At 65.9% G+C, this 12,582-nt stretch carries 12 protein-coding genes and 1 tRNA gene; 1 reads left to right on the plus strand and 12 read right to left on the minus strand.

The annotated features are described in order from the left end of the window. Positions 1 to 23: 23 nt before the first annotated feature. The 5 genes from ABD866_RS09040 to ABD866_RS09060 form a co-directional block, all read right to left on the minus strand. Positions 24 to 1,514 (minus strand): ABC transporter substrate-binding protein, encoded by a 1,491-nt coding sequence (locus ABD866_RS09040; protein WP_345063566.1) that lies wholly within the window; start codon positions 1,512 to 1,514, stop codon positions 24 to 26. 72 nt (positions 1,515 to 1,586) lie between these two features. Further along, entirely contained in the window at positions 1,587 to 2,498 is a 912-nt protein-coding gene (locus ABD866_RS09045; protein WP_345063570.1) for an ATP-binding cassette domain-containing protein, read from the minus strand. Continuing rightward, positions 2,495 to 3,493, minus strand: a complete 999-nt coding sequence (locus tag ABD866_RS09050; protein WP_345063573.1) for an ABC transporter ATP-binding protein — start codon at positions 3,491 to 3,493, stop codon at positions 2,495 to 2,497. The genes ABD866_RS09045 and ABD866_RS09050 overlap by 4 nt, the downstream gene beginning before the upstream one ends. Before the next feature lie 156 nt (positions 3,494 to 3,649). After that, complete coding sequence (locus ABD866_RS09055) at positions 3,650 to 4,537, minus strand: ABC transporter permease (RefSeq protein ID WP_345063576.1); 888 nt, start codon at positions 4,535 to 4,537, stop codon at positions 3,650 to 3,652. Between the two features lie 16 nt (positions 4,538 to 4,553). Next, complete coding sequence (locus ABD866_RS09060) at positions 4,554 to 5,516, minus strand: ABC transporter permease (RefSeq protein WP_345063580.1); 963 nt, start codon at positions 5,514 to 5,516, stop codon at positions 4,554 to 4,556. A 238-nt stretch (positions 5,517 to 5,754) separates the two neighbouring features. Between ABD866_RS09060 and ABD866_RS09065 the strand changes: the two genes are divergently transcribed. Further along, positions 5,755 to 6,048, plus strand: a complete 294-nt coding sequence (locus tag ABD866_RS09065; RefSeq protein WP_345063582.1) for a YfhL family 4Fe-4S dicluster ferredoxin — start codon at positions 5,755 to 5,757, stop codon at positions 6,046 to 6,048. Between the two features lie 481 nt (positions 6,049 to 6,529). Here ABD866_RS09065 and pth read toward each other — a convergent pair whose 3' ends face one another. The 7 genes from pth to ABD866_RS09100 form a co-directional block, all read right to left on the minus strand. Then, on the minus strand, positions 6,530 to 7,195 hold the full coding sequence (gene pth / locus ABD866_RS09070; protein WP_345063585.1) for an aminoacyl-tRNA hydrolase: 666 nt from the start codon (positions 7,193 to 7,195) through the stop codon (positions 6,530 to 6,532). Between the two features lie 303 nt (positions 7,196 to 7,498). Next, positions 7,499 to 8,125 (minus strand): 50S ribosomal protein L25/general stress protein Ctc, encoded by a 627-nt coding sequence (locus tag ABD866_RS09075; protein WP_345063588.1) that lies wholly within the window; start codon positions 8,123 to 8,125, stop codon positions 7,499 to 7,501. Between the two features lie 148 nt (positions 8,126 to 8,273). After that, the gene (locus tag ABD866_RS09080; protein ID WP_345063591.1) at positions 8,274 to 9,233 is read right to left on the minus strand and encodes a ribose-phosphate pyrophosphokinase; all 960 of its coding nucleotides are present in this window, start codon (positions 9,231 to 9,233) and stop codon (positions 8,274 to 8,276) included. 46 nt (positions 9,234 to 9,279) lie between these two features. Next, a tRNA-Gln gene (locus ABD866_RS09085) sits at positions 9,280 to 9,356 on the minus strand. Between the two features lie 24 nt (positions 9,357 to 9,380). After that, complete coding sequence (ispE, locus tag ABD866_RS09090; RefSeq protein ID WP_345063593.1) at positions 9,381 to 10,244, minus strand: 4-(cytidine 5'-diphospho)-2-C-methyl-D-erythritol kinase; 864 nt, start codon at positions 10,242 to 10,244, stop codon at positions 9,381 to 9,383. A 13-nt stretch (positions 10,245 to 10,257) separates the two neighbouring features. Then, a complete protein-coding gene (locus ABD866_RS09095) occupies positions 10,258 to 10,665 on the minus strand; it encodes a lipoprotein insertase outer membrane protein LolB (RefSeq protein WP_345063596.1) in 408 nt (135 codons plus the stop codon). Positions 10,666 to 10,772: 107 nt separating this feature from the next. Beyond that, positions 10,773 to 12,542 carry a tetratricopeptide repeat protein gene (locus ABD866_RS09100; protein ID WP_425549567.1) on the minus strand — a complete coding sequence of 590 codons (1,770 nt, stop codon included), beginning with the start codon at positions 12,540 to 12,542 and terminating at the stop codon, positions 10,773 to 10,775. Between the last annotated feature and the right edge of the window lie 40 nt (positions 12,543 to 12,582).

Below are 12,582 nucleotides of genomic sequence, written 5' to 3' on the forward strand. Positions count from 1 at the left end.
GCGCTCAGGGGGGTGTCCCCACTTCAAGACCACGACAGCGACGAGAGGTCGTTGACGAAGATCGGCATGTCCTTCCAGAGGCCCTTGAGGTTCTTGTTGGCCACCGTGACCCACTGCGGCTGGTACAGGAACGCGTGCACCGAGTCTTCGGCCAGCAGGCGCTGTGCCTCGCCCAGCAGCTTGGCGCGGTCGGCCGGGCGCGGGGCGTTCTTGATCTTGTCGAACAGCTCGTTGAACTTCTTGGACTCGTAGCCCCAGTAGTAATCGGGCTTGGCAAAGTTGCCCAGGTCGAATGGCTCGACGTGCGAAATGATGGTCAGGTCGTAGTTCTTGCTGCCATAGGTGCCCGACAGCCACTGCGCCCATTCCACGTTCTGGATCTTGGCAACGATGCCGATCTTGGCCAGTTGCGCGGCGATCACCTCGCCGCCTTGGCGGGCGTAGGGTGGGGGAGGCAGCGTGAGCGTGAGTTCGAGCGGCGTCTTGATGCCCGCTTCGGCCAGCAGGCGCTTGCCCTTTTCGATGTCGAACGGGTTGATGCCGGTGGTGTCCACATAGCCAAAAGCGCCGGGCACGTAGTGGCTGCCGATCGGTGCGCCATAGCCATCGCCTGCGCCTTCGATGACCGCCTTGCGGTCAATGGCCGAGGCAATGGCGCGGCGCACGCGCACGTCGTCGAGCGGCTTGCGCTTGTTGTTCATCGCCAGGATGGTTTTGGCACGCGAGCCGCTTACCACCACCTGGTAGCGCGGATTGGTCTTGAACTGGGCCACGCTGCGGGGTGTGACGCGCGGGAAGGCGTCCACGTCGCCCGCCAGCAATGCAGCCACCTGGGCGGCCGGGTCGGCAATGAAGCGGAACGTGGCGCGCTTGATCTTGATGCTGGCTGGCGCACGGAAGCCGTCCCAGGCGGTCAGCACCACGGAGGAGCCTTTGTTCCAGTTGGCCAATTGGTACGGGCCCGTGCCCACGGGCTTGGTGGCGTTGGTGTCCACGCTCTTGGGCTCGACGATGATGGCCGTGGCCTGGCCCAGCAGGAACAGCAGGTCCGGGTCGATTTCCTTGTTGAGCAGCACCACGGTGTGCTCGTCCACCACCTGCGTGGTCAGGTTGGCGAAGGTGCGTTTGTCCTTGTTGGTGCTTTTCTCGGCCGCCGCGCGGTCGAACGAGAACTTCACGGCCGCCGCATTGAAGGGCTCGCCGTTCTGGAACTTCACGCCGCGGCGCAGCTTGAAGGTGTAGGTCTTGAGGTCGGGCGAGACTTCCCAGCTCTCGGCCAGCAGGGGCGAGACCGTTCCGTCGGGATTGATTTTGGTGAGCGCCTCGAACACGTTGTAGTGCACGATCTCGGCGATGGCCGACGCCGCACCCGCCGTGGGATCGAGACCCGGGGGCTCCAGGGTCATGGCGAGCACCACCGCATCCTTGCGGCTCTGGGCCAGCGCGCCCAGCGGGGTGGCCAGCGGTACGGCGGCGATGGCGCCGGTGGCGAGAACGGTACGGCGATTGAGCATGTCGAATCTCTCCAGACAACAAAAAACCCACGGAATCCCGCAGCGCACCCGCGCTGCGGGGGATGCCTCTTTTTACACCATCGCTGGCCCTGCGCTGCTGGCGCCCTCGGGCATCGAAGGGGCCTTGGCCGCAAGTGCCGCCTGCCTGCGCGCCCGCGCCCGTCCGGGCTGTACCTGCGGCACTGCGTTGACCAGTGAACGGGTGTAGGGGTGCTGGGCGTGGGCAAACAGCTCGGCAGGCGCGCCGCGCTCGACGATGCGCCCTTGATACAGCACCACCACCTCGTCGCACAGGTGGTTGACCACCGCCAAGTCGTGGCTGATGAGCAGGTAGCTCACGCCGAACTGCGCCTGCAGATCCATCATGAGGTTGAGCACCTGGGCCTGCACCGACACATCGAGTGCGCTCACCGGCTCGTCGGCCACGATCAGGCGCGGCCGGGTGATGAGCGCGCGCGCGATCGCAATGCGCTGGCGCTGGCCGCCCGAGAATTCGTGCGGGTACTTGCCCAGGTCTTGCGGGCGCAGGCCCACCTGGGCCAGCACCTCGGCGGCGCGCGCGTGCTGGTCGGCGCGCGTGCTGCCGCCCTGCGCCTGCAGGGGCTCGGTGACGATGCGCTCCACCGTCTGGCGCGGATCGAGCGATCCGTACGGGTCCTGGAACACCATCTGGAAGTCGCGGCGTGCGGCCCGCAGTTCGGCCGCGGGCAGGGCATGCAGATTGCGCCCGAGCAGTTCAACCGAGCCCGCCGTGGGCGTGTCGAGCGCCATCACCAGCCGGGCCAGCGTGGACTTGCCCGAGCCCGACTCGCCCACGATGCCCAGGCTCTTGCCGGCGGGCATGGTGAAGCTCACACCGTTCAGCGCCTGCACCTTGGCGGGCGGGCGGAACAGGTGCTCGCGCGGCAGCGTGTATTCGCGCACCAGATCGGTCACGCGCAGCAGCGGGGCCTCGACGGGCTGCTGGGGGGGCTCGGCGCTCATGCGGGGGCTCCTTCCATAGCGGGTGCCATGGCCTCGGGCCGCAGGCAACGCACCAGGTGATCGCCCTCGGCATCGGCCGATACCAGCGTGCGCGGGGGCGCTTCCGAGTGGCAGGCGGGCGCCGTGAACGCACAGCGCCCCGCAAACGGACAGCCCGCAGGCAGATCGACCAGTTCGGGCACCGTGCCCGGGATGGTGGCCAGCCGCTGGCGGCCGCCCAGGTGCGGGCGTGCCGCAAACAGGCCGCGCGTGTACGGGTGGGCCATGGCTGAGAACACCGACGCCGTGGGGCCGCTCTCGACCACCATGCCGCCGTACATCACCATCATGCGGTCCACGTTCTGGGAGATCACGCCCAGGTCGTGCGAGATCAGGATCATCGCCATGTTGCGCTCGGCCACCAGGTCGCTGATGAGATCGAGGATCTGCTGCTGGATGGTCACGTCGAGCGCGGTCGTGGGCTCGTCGGCAATCAGCAGGTCGGGCCCGCAGGCCAGGGCCATGGCAATGGTGATGCGCTGGCGCTGCCCGCCGGAGAACTGGTGCGGATACGCCTCAAAGCGCTGGGCAGCGTGCGGAATGCCCACGCGGTCGAGCAGCGCGATGGCTTCGGTGCGCGCTTGCGCCGCCGACAGCCCGCGGTGCAGGCGCAGCGGCTCGGCCACCTGGCGGCCGATGGTGTGCACGGGGTTCAGTGCCGTCATCGGCTCCTGGAACACCATCGCGATGCGGTTGCCGCGCAGCTGGCACCACTGGGCGTCGCTGCGGCCCACCATTTCGTGGCCGTCAAAGCGGATGCTGCCCGTGACCTCGGCCGATTCGGGCAGCAGCCCCATGAGCGACATGGCCGTGATCGACTTGCCACAGCCCGATTCGCCGATCAGGCCCAGGGTTTCGCCGCGCTCCAGGGTGAAGCCCACGCCGCGCACGGCGTCGGCCGGGCCGCGGTGCGTGTGCAGCCGGATGCGCAGGTCAGAGACTTCGAGCAAGGACATGGTGTTGCGTTGTGGGAGTGGCCCGCAGGGCGGGCGCGGGCGCTGGCGATGTGAGTGTCAACGGGGAAGGGCCGCCCCGCAGGACTGGAGGCGTGTCCCTCCCGCACGGCGCAGCTGTGGGAGAGCCGTGGAATACGCGAAGCGACTCAGGGGAGATCATCTTTTTCTGGCCAGGCGAGGATCGAGCAGGTCGCGCAGCCCGTCGCCCAGCAGGTTCAGGCCCAGCACGGCCAGCGCGATGGCCACGCCGGGCCACACGGCCAGCAGCGGGGCCTGGAACATCAGCGTTTGTGCCTCGCTGAGCATGCGCCCCCACGAGGGCTGCGGGGGCTGCGTGCCCAGGCCCAGGTACGACAGTGCCGCTTCGGCCAGGATGGCAATGGCGAACTGGATCGTGGCCTGCACGATCAGCACCGACAGGATGTTGGGCAGCACGTGCTCGAGCGTGATGCGCCAGCGCCCCTTGCCGCAGGCCTGCGCGGCCATGATGTATTCGCGCGCCCACACGGCGTTGGCCGAGGCGCGCGTGACCCGTGCAAACGTGGGAATGTTGAAGATGCCGATGGCGATGATGGAGTTGACGATGCCCGCGCCGAAGACCGCCGTCATCATGATGGCCGAGAGGATGGCCGGGAACGCGAAGGTGAAGTCGGCCAGCCGCATGATCAGCTCCTCGACCCAGCCGCGGCGCGCCGAGGCCAGCAGCCCGAGCGCCGTGCCGATCGTGAGCCCGATGCCCACCGCGATCACGCCCACCAGGATGGAGTTGCGCGCCCCCACCAGCAGCAGCGAGGCCACGTCGCGGCCGAACGCGTCGGTGCCCAGCCAGTGGCGCTCGCTCGGGCCCTGCAGCTTGGCCGTGAGGTCCATCTCGTAGGGCGACCAGGGTGTCCACAGGTACGACAGGCCCGCGGCCAGCACCAGCAGCAGCGACAGCACCGCGCCAATGGCAAAGCTGCGGTGGCGTACGGCGCGCTGCCAGAAGCCCGGCGCGCGGTGCGCGGTGGGCGGCGGCACGGAAGGGGGCAGGGCGGCGGCGCTCATGCGGGGGCTCGGCCTCTCAGATGTCGCTGGCCTTGACGCGCGGATCGATCACGGCGTACAGGATGTCGACGACAAAGTTGACGATGACCACCATGGCCGCAAGCAGCATCACGCAGTTGCGCACCACGATCAGGTCGCGGTTGGAGATCGACTGGAAGATCAGCCGGCCCAGGCCGGGCAGATAGAACACGTTCTCGACCACGATGGTGCCCGCCAGCAGGTTCGCAAACTGCAGCCCCATCACCGTGACCACCGGAATCAGCGCGTTGCGCAGCACATGGCCCCACAGCGCCGCGCGCTGGGACAGGCCCTTGGCGCGGGCCGTGCGCACAAAATCCTCACGCAGCACTTCGAGCACGGCCGAACGTGTGATGCGCGCCAGGATCGCCGCCTGCACCACCGCCAGCGCAATGGCGGGCAGCAGCAGCGCGCGCAGACCTGCCCACAGGCCGCCGCCTTCGTCTTCCGTCCAGCCCGGAAAGCCCCCGGCTGCAAACCACTGCAGCTTCACCGAAAACAGCAGGATCAGCAGGATGGCGAACCAGAAGTTCGGAATCGCAATCCCGATCTGCGCCAGGCCCATCACGCCCACGTCGCCCAGTTTGTTGTGGCGCGCCGCGGCATACACGCCCGCGGCCAGGGCCAGCACCGTGGTCAGGGCCATGGCCATCAGCGCCAGCGGCACGGTGAGCGCCAGGCGTTCGAGCACGAGTTCCAGCACCGGGGTGCTGTAGGCGTAGCTGTCGCCCATGTCGCCCACCACCAGGCCGCTCACCCACTGCCAGTAGCGCGTGGTGGCGGGCTGGTCGAGTCCGAGCTTGCTGGCCAGCGCAGCCACGGCCTCGGGCGATGCATCGGGCCCCATCAGGATCTGCGCGGCGTTGCCCGGCAGGATCTCCAGCACCAGGAACACGACCACCGATGCGCCGATCAGGGTGACGACCAGGGTGAGCAGGCGTTTGAGGAAAAAAAGACCCATGACAGACGCAGATATCGACCGGGCAGAACCTTGGAGGGACGCAGGCCCCCGCGGGCCGTGCAATTAATGTGCATACACAGCATAACGGCAAAAACCATGGATGCGGTGCTTGCATGGCCCTGTGGCGTATGCGGCACAGCGGCCCGCCGGGGATAATCGACCGCATGTTGTCGCGTATGTGTCCACACCTGAGCCCCGGCGCCTTTGCGTCGGTAGCCCTCTGCCCGCCGGAGCAGCCATGGCTTTGATGATCACGGACGAGTGCATCAACTGCGATGTGTGCGAGCCCGAGTGCCCGAACCAGGCCATCTACCTGGGGCCGGAGATCTACGAGATCGACCCCGGCAAATGCACCGAGTGCGTGGGCCATTTCGACGAGCCGCAATGCGTGCAGGTCTGCCCTGTGGCCTGCATTCCGGTGAACCCGCAGCACGTGGAAACGCGCGAAACCCTGTGGCAGAAGTTCCAGCGTCTGCAGGCGGCCAAAGGCCAAACTGCACCCGCAGCCCCTGGCGCTGCAGCGCAGGGCTGAGCAGGGCCGTGAGCCCTCGTGTTTCAGTGCCCTTTGGGGCTCCGGCCCAGCAAAATCAAGCACGAGCAGCTATTGAATGCAGAGCAGATGCCTGTTTGGTGAGCCCGCCTGAGGCATCGCCGTGGGCGGATGCGGCGCAAGGCGAAGGCGGAGGGCGAAGAAGACCGCCTGGTGACCAAGGCCCTGATGGCGCAGTGCTGCGCTTGCGGTCGCGGCCTGTCGGGCGTGTGCAGGGCGTGCATCGCGTGCAGTGCAGGCCTGGGGCTCTCGACGGTCGTGGCAGGGTGCGCGGCCGGCCCCTCTGCGCCGTACTGGGCATTTCAGGCGTTTCGGGCCTCCGTGCCAGCAAAGGCAAGCACGAGCAGCTATCAAATTAGTAGCGTTTGACGCCGTGATCGAACGGCCCACGGCCGTGCAGCATGGTGTGTCAGGGCTGGCGCTTGGGCGGCTGCGTGCCAAGGCCCAGGATGGACTGGCCGTTTCAGTGTGGCGCGCCCGTGGGCGTGCCCGGAGCACCGTTGGCCTCGGGCGAGGGCTTGGGCAGCACGGCAGGCTTTGGAGGCTTGGGGCGCGGCGGCTCTGTGGTGTGGATGCGGTGCGTGGCCTCGGTCATGTTGCCGGCCAGCAAGGCCGTGCGCGCCTGCATCGAGTGCGAAATGCTGTCCTCGATCAGGCGCAGGTGCTCGGGCGAGGGTTTCTTGAGCACCCAGTTGGCCACCTCGGACTTCACGCCCGGGTGCCCGATGCCGATGCGCAGACGCCAGTAGTCGCTGCTGCCCAGTTGCGCATGGATGTCGCGCAGCCCGTTGTGGCCTGCATGGCCGCCGCCGCGCTTGAGCTTGACCTGCCCAGGCACGATGTCCAGCTCGTCGTGCGCCACCAGGATCTCTTCCGGCGCGATCTTGAAGAAGCGCGCGAGCGCGGCCACCGACTTGCCCGACAGGTTCATGTAGGTCTGCGGTTCGAGCAGCCACACCGACTGCCCGTTCACATGGGCACGCGCCACCAGGCCGTGGTAGCCGCGGTCGGGCACCAGCGTCACCTTCAGCTCGCGCGCAAGCGCATCAATCCACCAGAAGCCTGCGTTGTGGCGCGTGGCCTCGTACTCGGGGCCGGGGTTGCCCAGGCCGACAAACAGCTTGATCATGGCGCGCGATTATCGAGGAGGGGGTGCTGGGGTCGCAGCGGATGCGGAGCGCCCACTGCAACGGCAGAGGACCGGGCGGCCCCGACGCATGTACCTGCGGGGCGGCCGGTGGGTTGGTCTGTGGAGCCTTGCTGGGAGTCGCGGGTCGGCCAACGCCGGGCAGATACCGCGCGGCTCAAACCAAAGCCCCATACGAAAGCCCCATACGAAAGCCCCATACGAAAGCCCCAAACAAAAGGCCCACCGAAGTGGGCCTTGAGCGTGTTGCACCCGCCCCGAGAGGCGGGCGGCAGACGGCAAGAATTACTTCTTGCCCTTCTTGCCCTTGGCGTCGGCAGCGGGGGCAGCCGGTGCGGCTTCCACTTCCACGGCCGGGGGCACCACAGCCACCAGGGCCGGGTTCTTCTGGCTGCCACGCACCACGGCGGTCACGCCCTTGGGCAGCTTGATGTCCTTCAGGTGCAGCGACGAGCCCTTTTCGAGCTTGCTCAGGTCCACAGCGATGAACTCGGGCAGGTCGGACGGCAGGCAGCTCACGTCCAGTTCGTTCACGATGGGGTTCACCATGCACTTGTCCACCTTCACGGCGGGCGACTCTTCAGCGCCGCTGAAGTGCAGCGGCACCTTCATGTGCAGCTTGGTCTTCTCGTCCACGCGCTGAAAGTCCACGTGCAGCACGAGCTGCTTGAACGGGTGGTATTGCACGTCACGCAGCAGCACCTTGCTGGTCTGGCCGGCCAGTTCCATGTCGAGCACGCTCGAATGGAAGGCTTCCTTCTTCAGCGCATGCCACAGTGCGTTGTGATCGACTTCGATCAGCTGGGGGGCGGCTGCGCCACCATAGACGATGCCAGGGGTCTTGCCCCCGTTGCGCAGACGGCGGCTCGCACCCGTACCCTGCTTGGCGCGCTCAAAAGCGACGAATTGCATAACTGACTCCTCAAGAGGCCGACCGCGACCAGTCGAACCCGGTTTCAAAAAGGCAGGCCGTTCAACAGCACTGCCACAGGTGGTTCTCAGAAAAACACACGCCTCCCGAAGGAGGCGGGCGCACCTGGCCGCCGCAGCGGCTGGGCGTTCACTCCGAGAACAGGCTCATCACCGACTCGCCCTTGGCAATGCGCTGGATCGTCTCGGCGATCAGCGGTGCCACGGAGAGCTGGCGAATCTTGGAGCATCCGCGGGCGTTGTCGCTCAGCGGAATGGTATTGGTCACCACCACTTCATCCAGCGCCGTGCCCTTGGCAATGCGCTCGATGGCCGGACCCGAGAAGATCGGGTGGGTGCAATAGGCGTACACGTTCTTGGCACCGCGCTCCTTGAGCACTTCGGCCGCCTTCACCAGCGTGCCTGCGGTGTCGATCATGTCGTCCATGATCACGCAGTTGCGGCCTTCGATTTCGCCGATCACGTGCATGACTTCTGACACGTTGGCCTTGGGGCGGCGCTTGTCGATGATGGCCAGATCGCAGCCGAGCTGCTTGGCCAGCGCACGGGCGCGCACCACACCGCCCACATCGGGCGAGACCACGATCAGGTCTTCGTACTGCTTCTGGCGCAGATCGCCCAGCAGCACCGGAGACGCATAGATGTTGTCCACCGGAATGTCGAAGAAGCCCTGGATCTGGTCGGCATGCAGGTCCATGGTCAGCACGCGGGCCACGCCCACAGCCTGCAGCATGTTGGCCACCACCTTGGCCGAAATCGGCACGCGCGTGGAGCGCGGGCGGCGGTCTTGGCGGGCGTAGCCGAAGTAGGGAATCACGGCGCTGATCCGCTCGGCCGAGGCGCGCTTGAGCGCATCGACCATGATCAGCAGTTCCATCAGGTTTTCGTTGGTCGGCGCGCAGGTGGACTGCACGACGAACACGTCGCGGGCACGGACGTTTTGCTTGATTTCAACGGTGACTTCACCGTCCGAGAAGCGACCCACGTCGGCAGCGCCGAGGTGCGTTCCGAGGTGCTGCGCGATTTCCGACGCCATGCCAGGGTTGGCATTGCCGGTGAACAGCATGAAGTCAGGTTGGTTGGCTTGCATGAGCGCCCCAGCGGTCTAGAAAATGGCCCGTACGCGGTGAGAAATTTGGCAGGGGAGGAAGGACTCGAACCCTCGCATGCCGGAATCAAAATCCGGTGCCTTAACCAACTTGGCGACTCCCCTACACAGGTTAGCTGTCGCAGACAGCTAACCTTGAATCTTTTCTGGCGCCCATCCTGCAAGTGGATGAAGACCTAGATTATCGCACGTTTTTACCTGCCATCCATCCGGAATGTTGCCAGCAGTCCAATCGTGCGAAATGCGTGCAAACACTGCACTTCCAGAGCCCGTCATCCTCCCCTGAAGTCCGCGCAACTCAAGCCAATCAAGGGCTGTTGTAACGTCGGGGCACAAGGCTTGTGCAACGGGCTGCAGGTCGTTACGACCAAAGTCGTAGTGTGCTGCAGCAAAGCCTGCGATTGTAGCACTGTTTGTGTCGCGTTTCAAATTGGGCGCCGAAAAAATGCGGCTCGTATCGAGCCCGGCAGTGGGTTTGACCACGATCCAACGCTGTGGGGGCAATGCGGCCGCTCCCGAAAGCGGGGTGATCTTTTCGCCGATGCCCTCGACCCACGCATTGCGTCCTTGTAGAAAAAAAGGCACATCAGCGCCGAGCTGCAAGCCCAGTTCGAGCAGGGTGGGCAGGGGGAGCTGCAGTCCCCACAAGCGGTTGAGTGCGAGCAGGGTGGAGGCTGCATCAGAAGAGCCCCCTCCCATCCCGGCCTGGGCTGGCAGCCGCTTGCGCAGACCAATGTGAACGCCCCGAGGGCAAGCTGTCCGGGTCTGCAGCAGGCGGGCCGCCCGGGTGCACAGATCGTCACAAGGCACCGAGCCTTCGAGATCCTCCCGGCTGATTTGACCGTCCGAACGAATGTCAAAGTCCAGCAGGTCACACCAGTCGATCAGCATGAACACCGACTGCAGCAGGTGGTAGCCGTCATGGCGGCGCCCCGTGATGTGCAGAAACAGGTTGAGCTTTGCGGGGGCAGGAACGTCGTAGAGGGTGCGCATGGAACGAGGGGGCTCAAGGCGATAAAGCAATGCGCAAGCTGACGCGCGGTAGAGGCTGCTCGCGGAGCGCGACGATCCGCCCAGCCTCCGGGTCGAGTTGTTCCAGCCGCCAGCCTGGGACGCTGGTGGCCTGTCCCTGGAGCCAGTCGAAAAGCGCTGCGATCGGCAGGGCTGTGCCGGTCAGGCGCAACAAAAGAGCGTCCAGCGACTGGGCGGTTTCTCTGGTGCCGCCCGTGCTCAACTCAGCGCCGTCGGGGTTCCAGCCGGCCTGACCCAGCACGGTGCCCAGAGGGCTCAGAAGGCGCAACGTGCCTCGAATGGCAGAGCCTTCCAGTTCAAAGGCCGCAGCAAAAGAAGGCACGGAGGGGTCGTCCACCTGAATGGCCAGGCGGCCAGACCAGGAAGACGGCTGTCGTTCCATGCGAGCGGGCGAGGCACAACCCACCGTTGCGATCGCCACCAACGAGCCTGTGAGGCCCACGCCCCATCGCCGCCTTGTCCAGAGCGCGGCCGTTTGAGGGGCCGCCCTCAAAGCTGTGCTCCGAGCCTTTTCAGCGTTTCACGCAAGGTCTCGTTGTCGGGGCCGATTTCAAGGCCTTTGCGCCAGACGCTCAGGGCCTGGTCGCGCTCGCCGGATTTCCAGAGCACCTCGCCCAGATGGGCCGCGATCTCGGCATCAGAGCGCTTCTCGAATGCTTGCTGCAGCCACTTTCTGGCCTCCGCAAGATTGCCCATCCGGTACTCGACCCAGCCCAGGCTGTCGGTGATGAACGGATCGCCCGGCGCCAGTTCCAGCGCCTTGAGGATCAGCTCGCGCGCCTCGGGCAGCCGCTCGCCACGGTCTGCCAGGGAGTATCCGAGCGCGTTGTACGCATGGTGGTTGCGTGGGTCTCTTGCAATGATGTTTCTCAGCAGCGACTCCATGCGCTCCGGTTTCCCGGTCTTTTCAGCCAACATGGCCAGTTCGTAGAGCACGTCGTCATCCTCGGGGGCCAGCGCTGCCAGCTTGCTCTGGGCGTCGTACGCTTCCTGATAGCGCTTGTGATCGCGAAGAAGCTGGACTTCTGCCAGCAGGCGCATGCGGCGTTCCGCATCGGTTGCGGCAGGAAGCTTCTGCAGCAGGGCGCGGGCCTCGTCGATGCGGCCTTGCCGGGCCAGGATCGAGGCGCGTCGGGTTTGTACGCTGGTAAGTTCCTGCGCATCCTCGATGCGGTCCAGCCATCGCGCGGCGCCCACCAGATCATTCCGCTGCTCGGCGATTTGTGCCTGGACCAGATAAGCCTGCGTCAGCAGCCGTTGCGGACCGTCGGCCCGTGCCGAGCCCGTTGCGGCGCCGCCGCCGGATGCAAGCGCCAGAAAGCGGTCTGTCGACGTCTGAGCGGCGTCCCATTGACGCTCCTGCAACTGCAGCGTGGCCAGTATCAGCCACGGCTCGGGGGCATCGGGTCGGTCGCGTGTGGCGATTTCGAGTTGCTGACGGGCTTCGCTGTAGCGCTGGCTGCCAAGCAGTACACGTGAATAGGCCAGCCGGAAATCAGGCGTCGCCTGGGCGGAGGCTGCATGCTCGCTGACAGGCGTTTGCATGCTGCCCACGCCCTCTTCCAGCAGGTCGAGCGCGAAACGGATTGCCGCCTCCTGGTGCCGGTCTTGGGACAGTGCCTGCAGCGCTGCCTGCTCGGCGCCGGTGCGGTCACCTGCGGCCAGGCGCATCCGGCCCACGGTAGCCCATGCCACGGGGCCTTGGGCTGGGTGTACCAGCTCATCTGCCAAGGCCTGCTCCGTAATGCGCGCAGCAAGTGCCTTGTCGCTCACACGGCCGAACAGTTGGGGAATAGCCTGAATTGCGGCTGCACGTGCGCGCGGTTGGGTGGCAGCCAATTCCTGACGCAGCAGTTCCGGTGTGTCAGTGATACGGTTCAGGGCCACCAAGATTTGCAGCAGATACCGGTTGGCCTCGCGGGATTGCGGGAGCGTACTTTTCCATGCGCGTGCGGCCACCAAAGCTTGGTCGCCCGAGCGTCCCTGGAGTGCTATCTCGGTCGCCCGCTGAAACAACTGATCGGACCGCAGCCGCCGTGCTGCCTCCAGCATGAGTGCATAACCGGTGATGGCATCGCCTTGGCGCGCACTCATTTCGCTCACCACCAGTTCGTAAAACAGCTCGCCATCGAGTTGAGGATGCGACACCACCGCGGGGTTTGGCTGGGGAGTCGCCTGTGACCAGGTGACCGCGCAGGTGCTGGACAAAGCCAGAAGCAAGCCAAGGGAACGTGTTCGAGGGCAGAGTGGCGAAGGCATCGAACCATAATAATCCAAGCCCCCGTCCCGACATTTCTAC

The sequence above is a fragment of the Acidovorax lacteus genome, from assembly GCF_039540375.1.
In the GTDB taxonomy this organism is placed as follows: domain Bacteria; phylum Pseudomonadota; class Gammaproteobacteria; order Burkholderiales; family Burkholderiaceae_C; genus Acidovorax_G; species Acidovorax_G lacteus.

Bases quoted from the DNA above. Each gene is read 5' to 3' on its own strand.
- ABD866_RS09055 (WP_345063576.1), bottom strand. From the start codon at position 4,537: ATGAGCGCCGCCGCCCTGCCCCCTTCCGTGCCGCCGCCCACCGCGCAC.
- ABD866_RS09065 (WP_345063582.1), top strand. From the start codon at position 5,755: ATGGCTTTGATGATCACGGACGAGTGCATCAACTGCGATGTGTGCGAG.
- ABD866_RS09095 (WP_345063596.1), bottom strand. From the start codon at position 10,665: ATGGAACGACAGCCGTCTTCCTGGTCTGGCCGCCTGGCCATTCAGGTG.
- ABD866_RS09045 (WP_345063570.1), bottom strand. From the start codon at position 2,498: ATGAGCGCCGAGCCCCCCCAGCAGCCCGTCGAGGCCCCGCTGCTGCGC.
- ABD866_RS09060 (WP_345063580.1), bottom strand. From the start codon at position 5,516: ATGGGTCTTTTTTTCCTCAAACGCCTGCTCACCCTGGTCGTCACCCTG.
- ABD866_RS09080 (WP_345063591.1), bottom strand. From the start codon at position 9,233: ATGCAAGCCAACCAACCTGACTTCATGCTGTTCACCGGCAATGCCAAC.
- ABD866_RS09040 (WP_345063566.1), bottom strand. From the start codon at position 1,514: ATGCTCAATCGCCGTACCGTTCTCGCCACCGGCGCCATCGCCGCCGTA.
- ABD866_RS09050 (WP_345063573.1), bottom strand. From the start codon at position 3,493: ATGTCCTTGCTCGAAGTCTCTGACCTGCGCATCCGGCTGCACACGCAC.
- pth (WP_345063585.1), bottom strand. From the start codon at position 7,195: ATGATCAAGCTGTTTGTCGGCCTGGGCAACCCCGGCCCCGAGTACGAG.
- ispE (WP_345063593.1), bottom strand. From the start codon at position 10,244: ATGCGCACCCTCTACGACGTTCCTGCCCCCGCAAAGCTCAACCTGTTT.
- ABD866_RS09075 (WP_345063588.1), bottom strand. From the start codon at position 8,125: ATGCAATTCGTCGCTTTTGAGCGCGCCAAGCAGGGTACGGGTGCGAGC.
- ABD866_RS09100 (WP_425549567.1), bottom strand. From the start codon at position 12,542: ATGCCTTCGCCACTCTGCCCTCGAACACGTTCCCTTGGCTTGCTTCTG.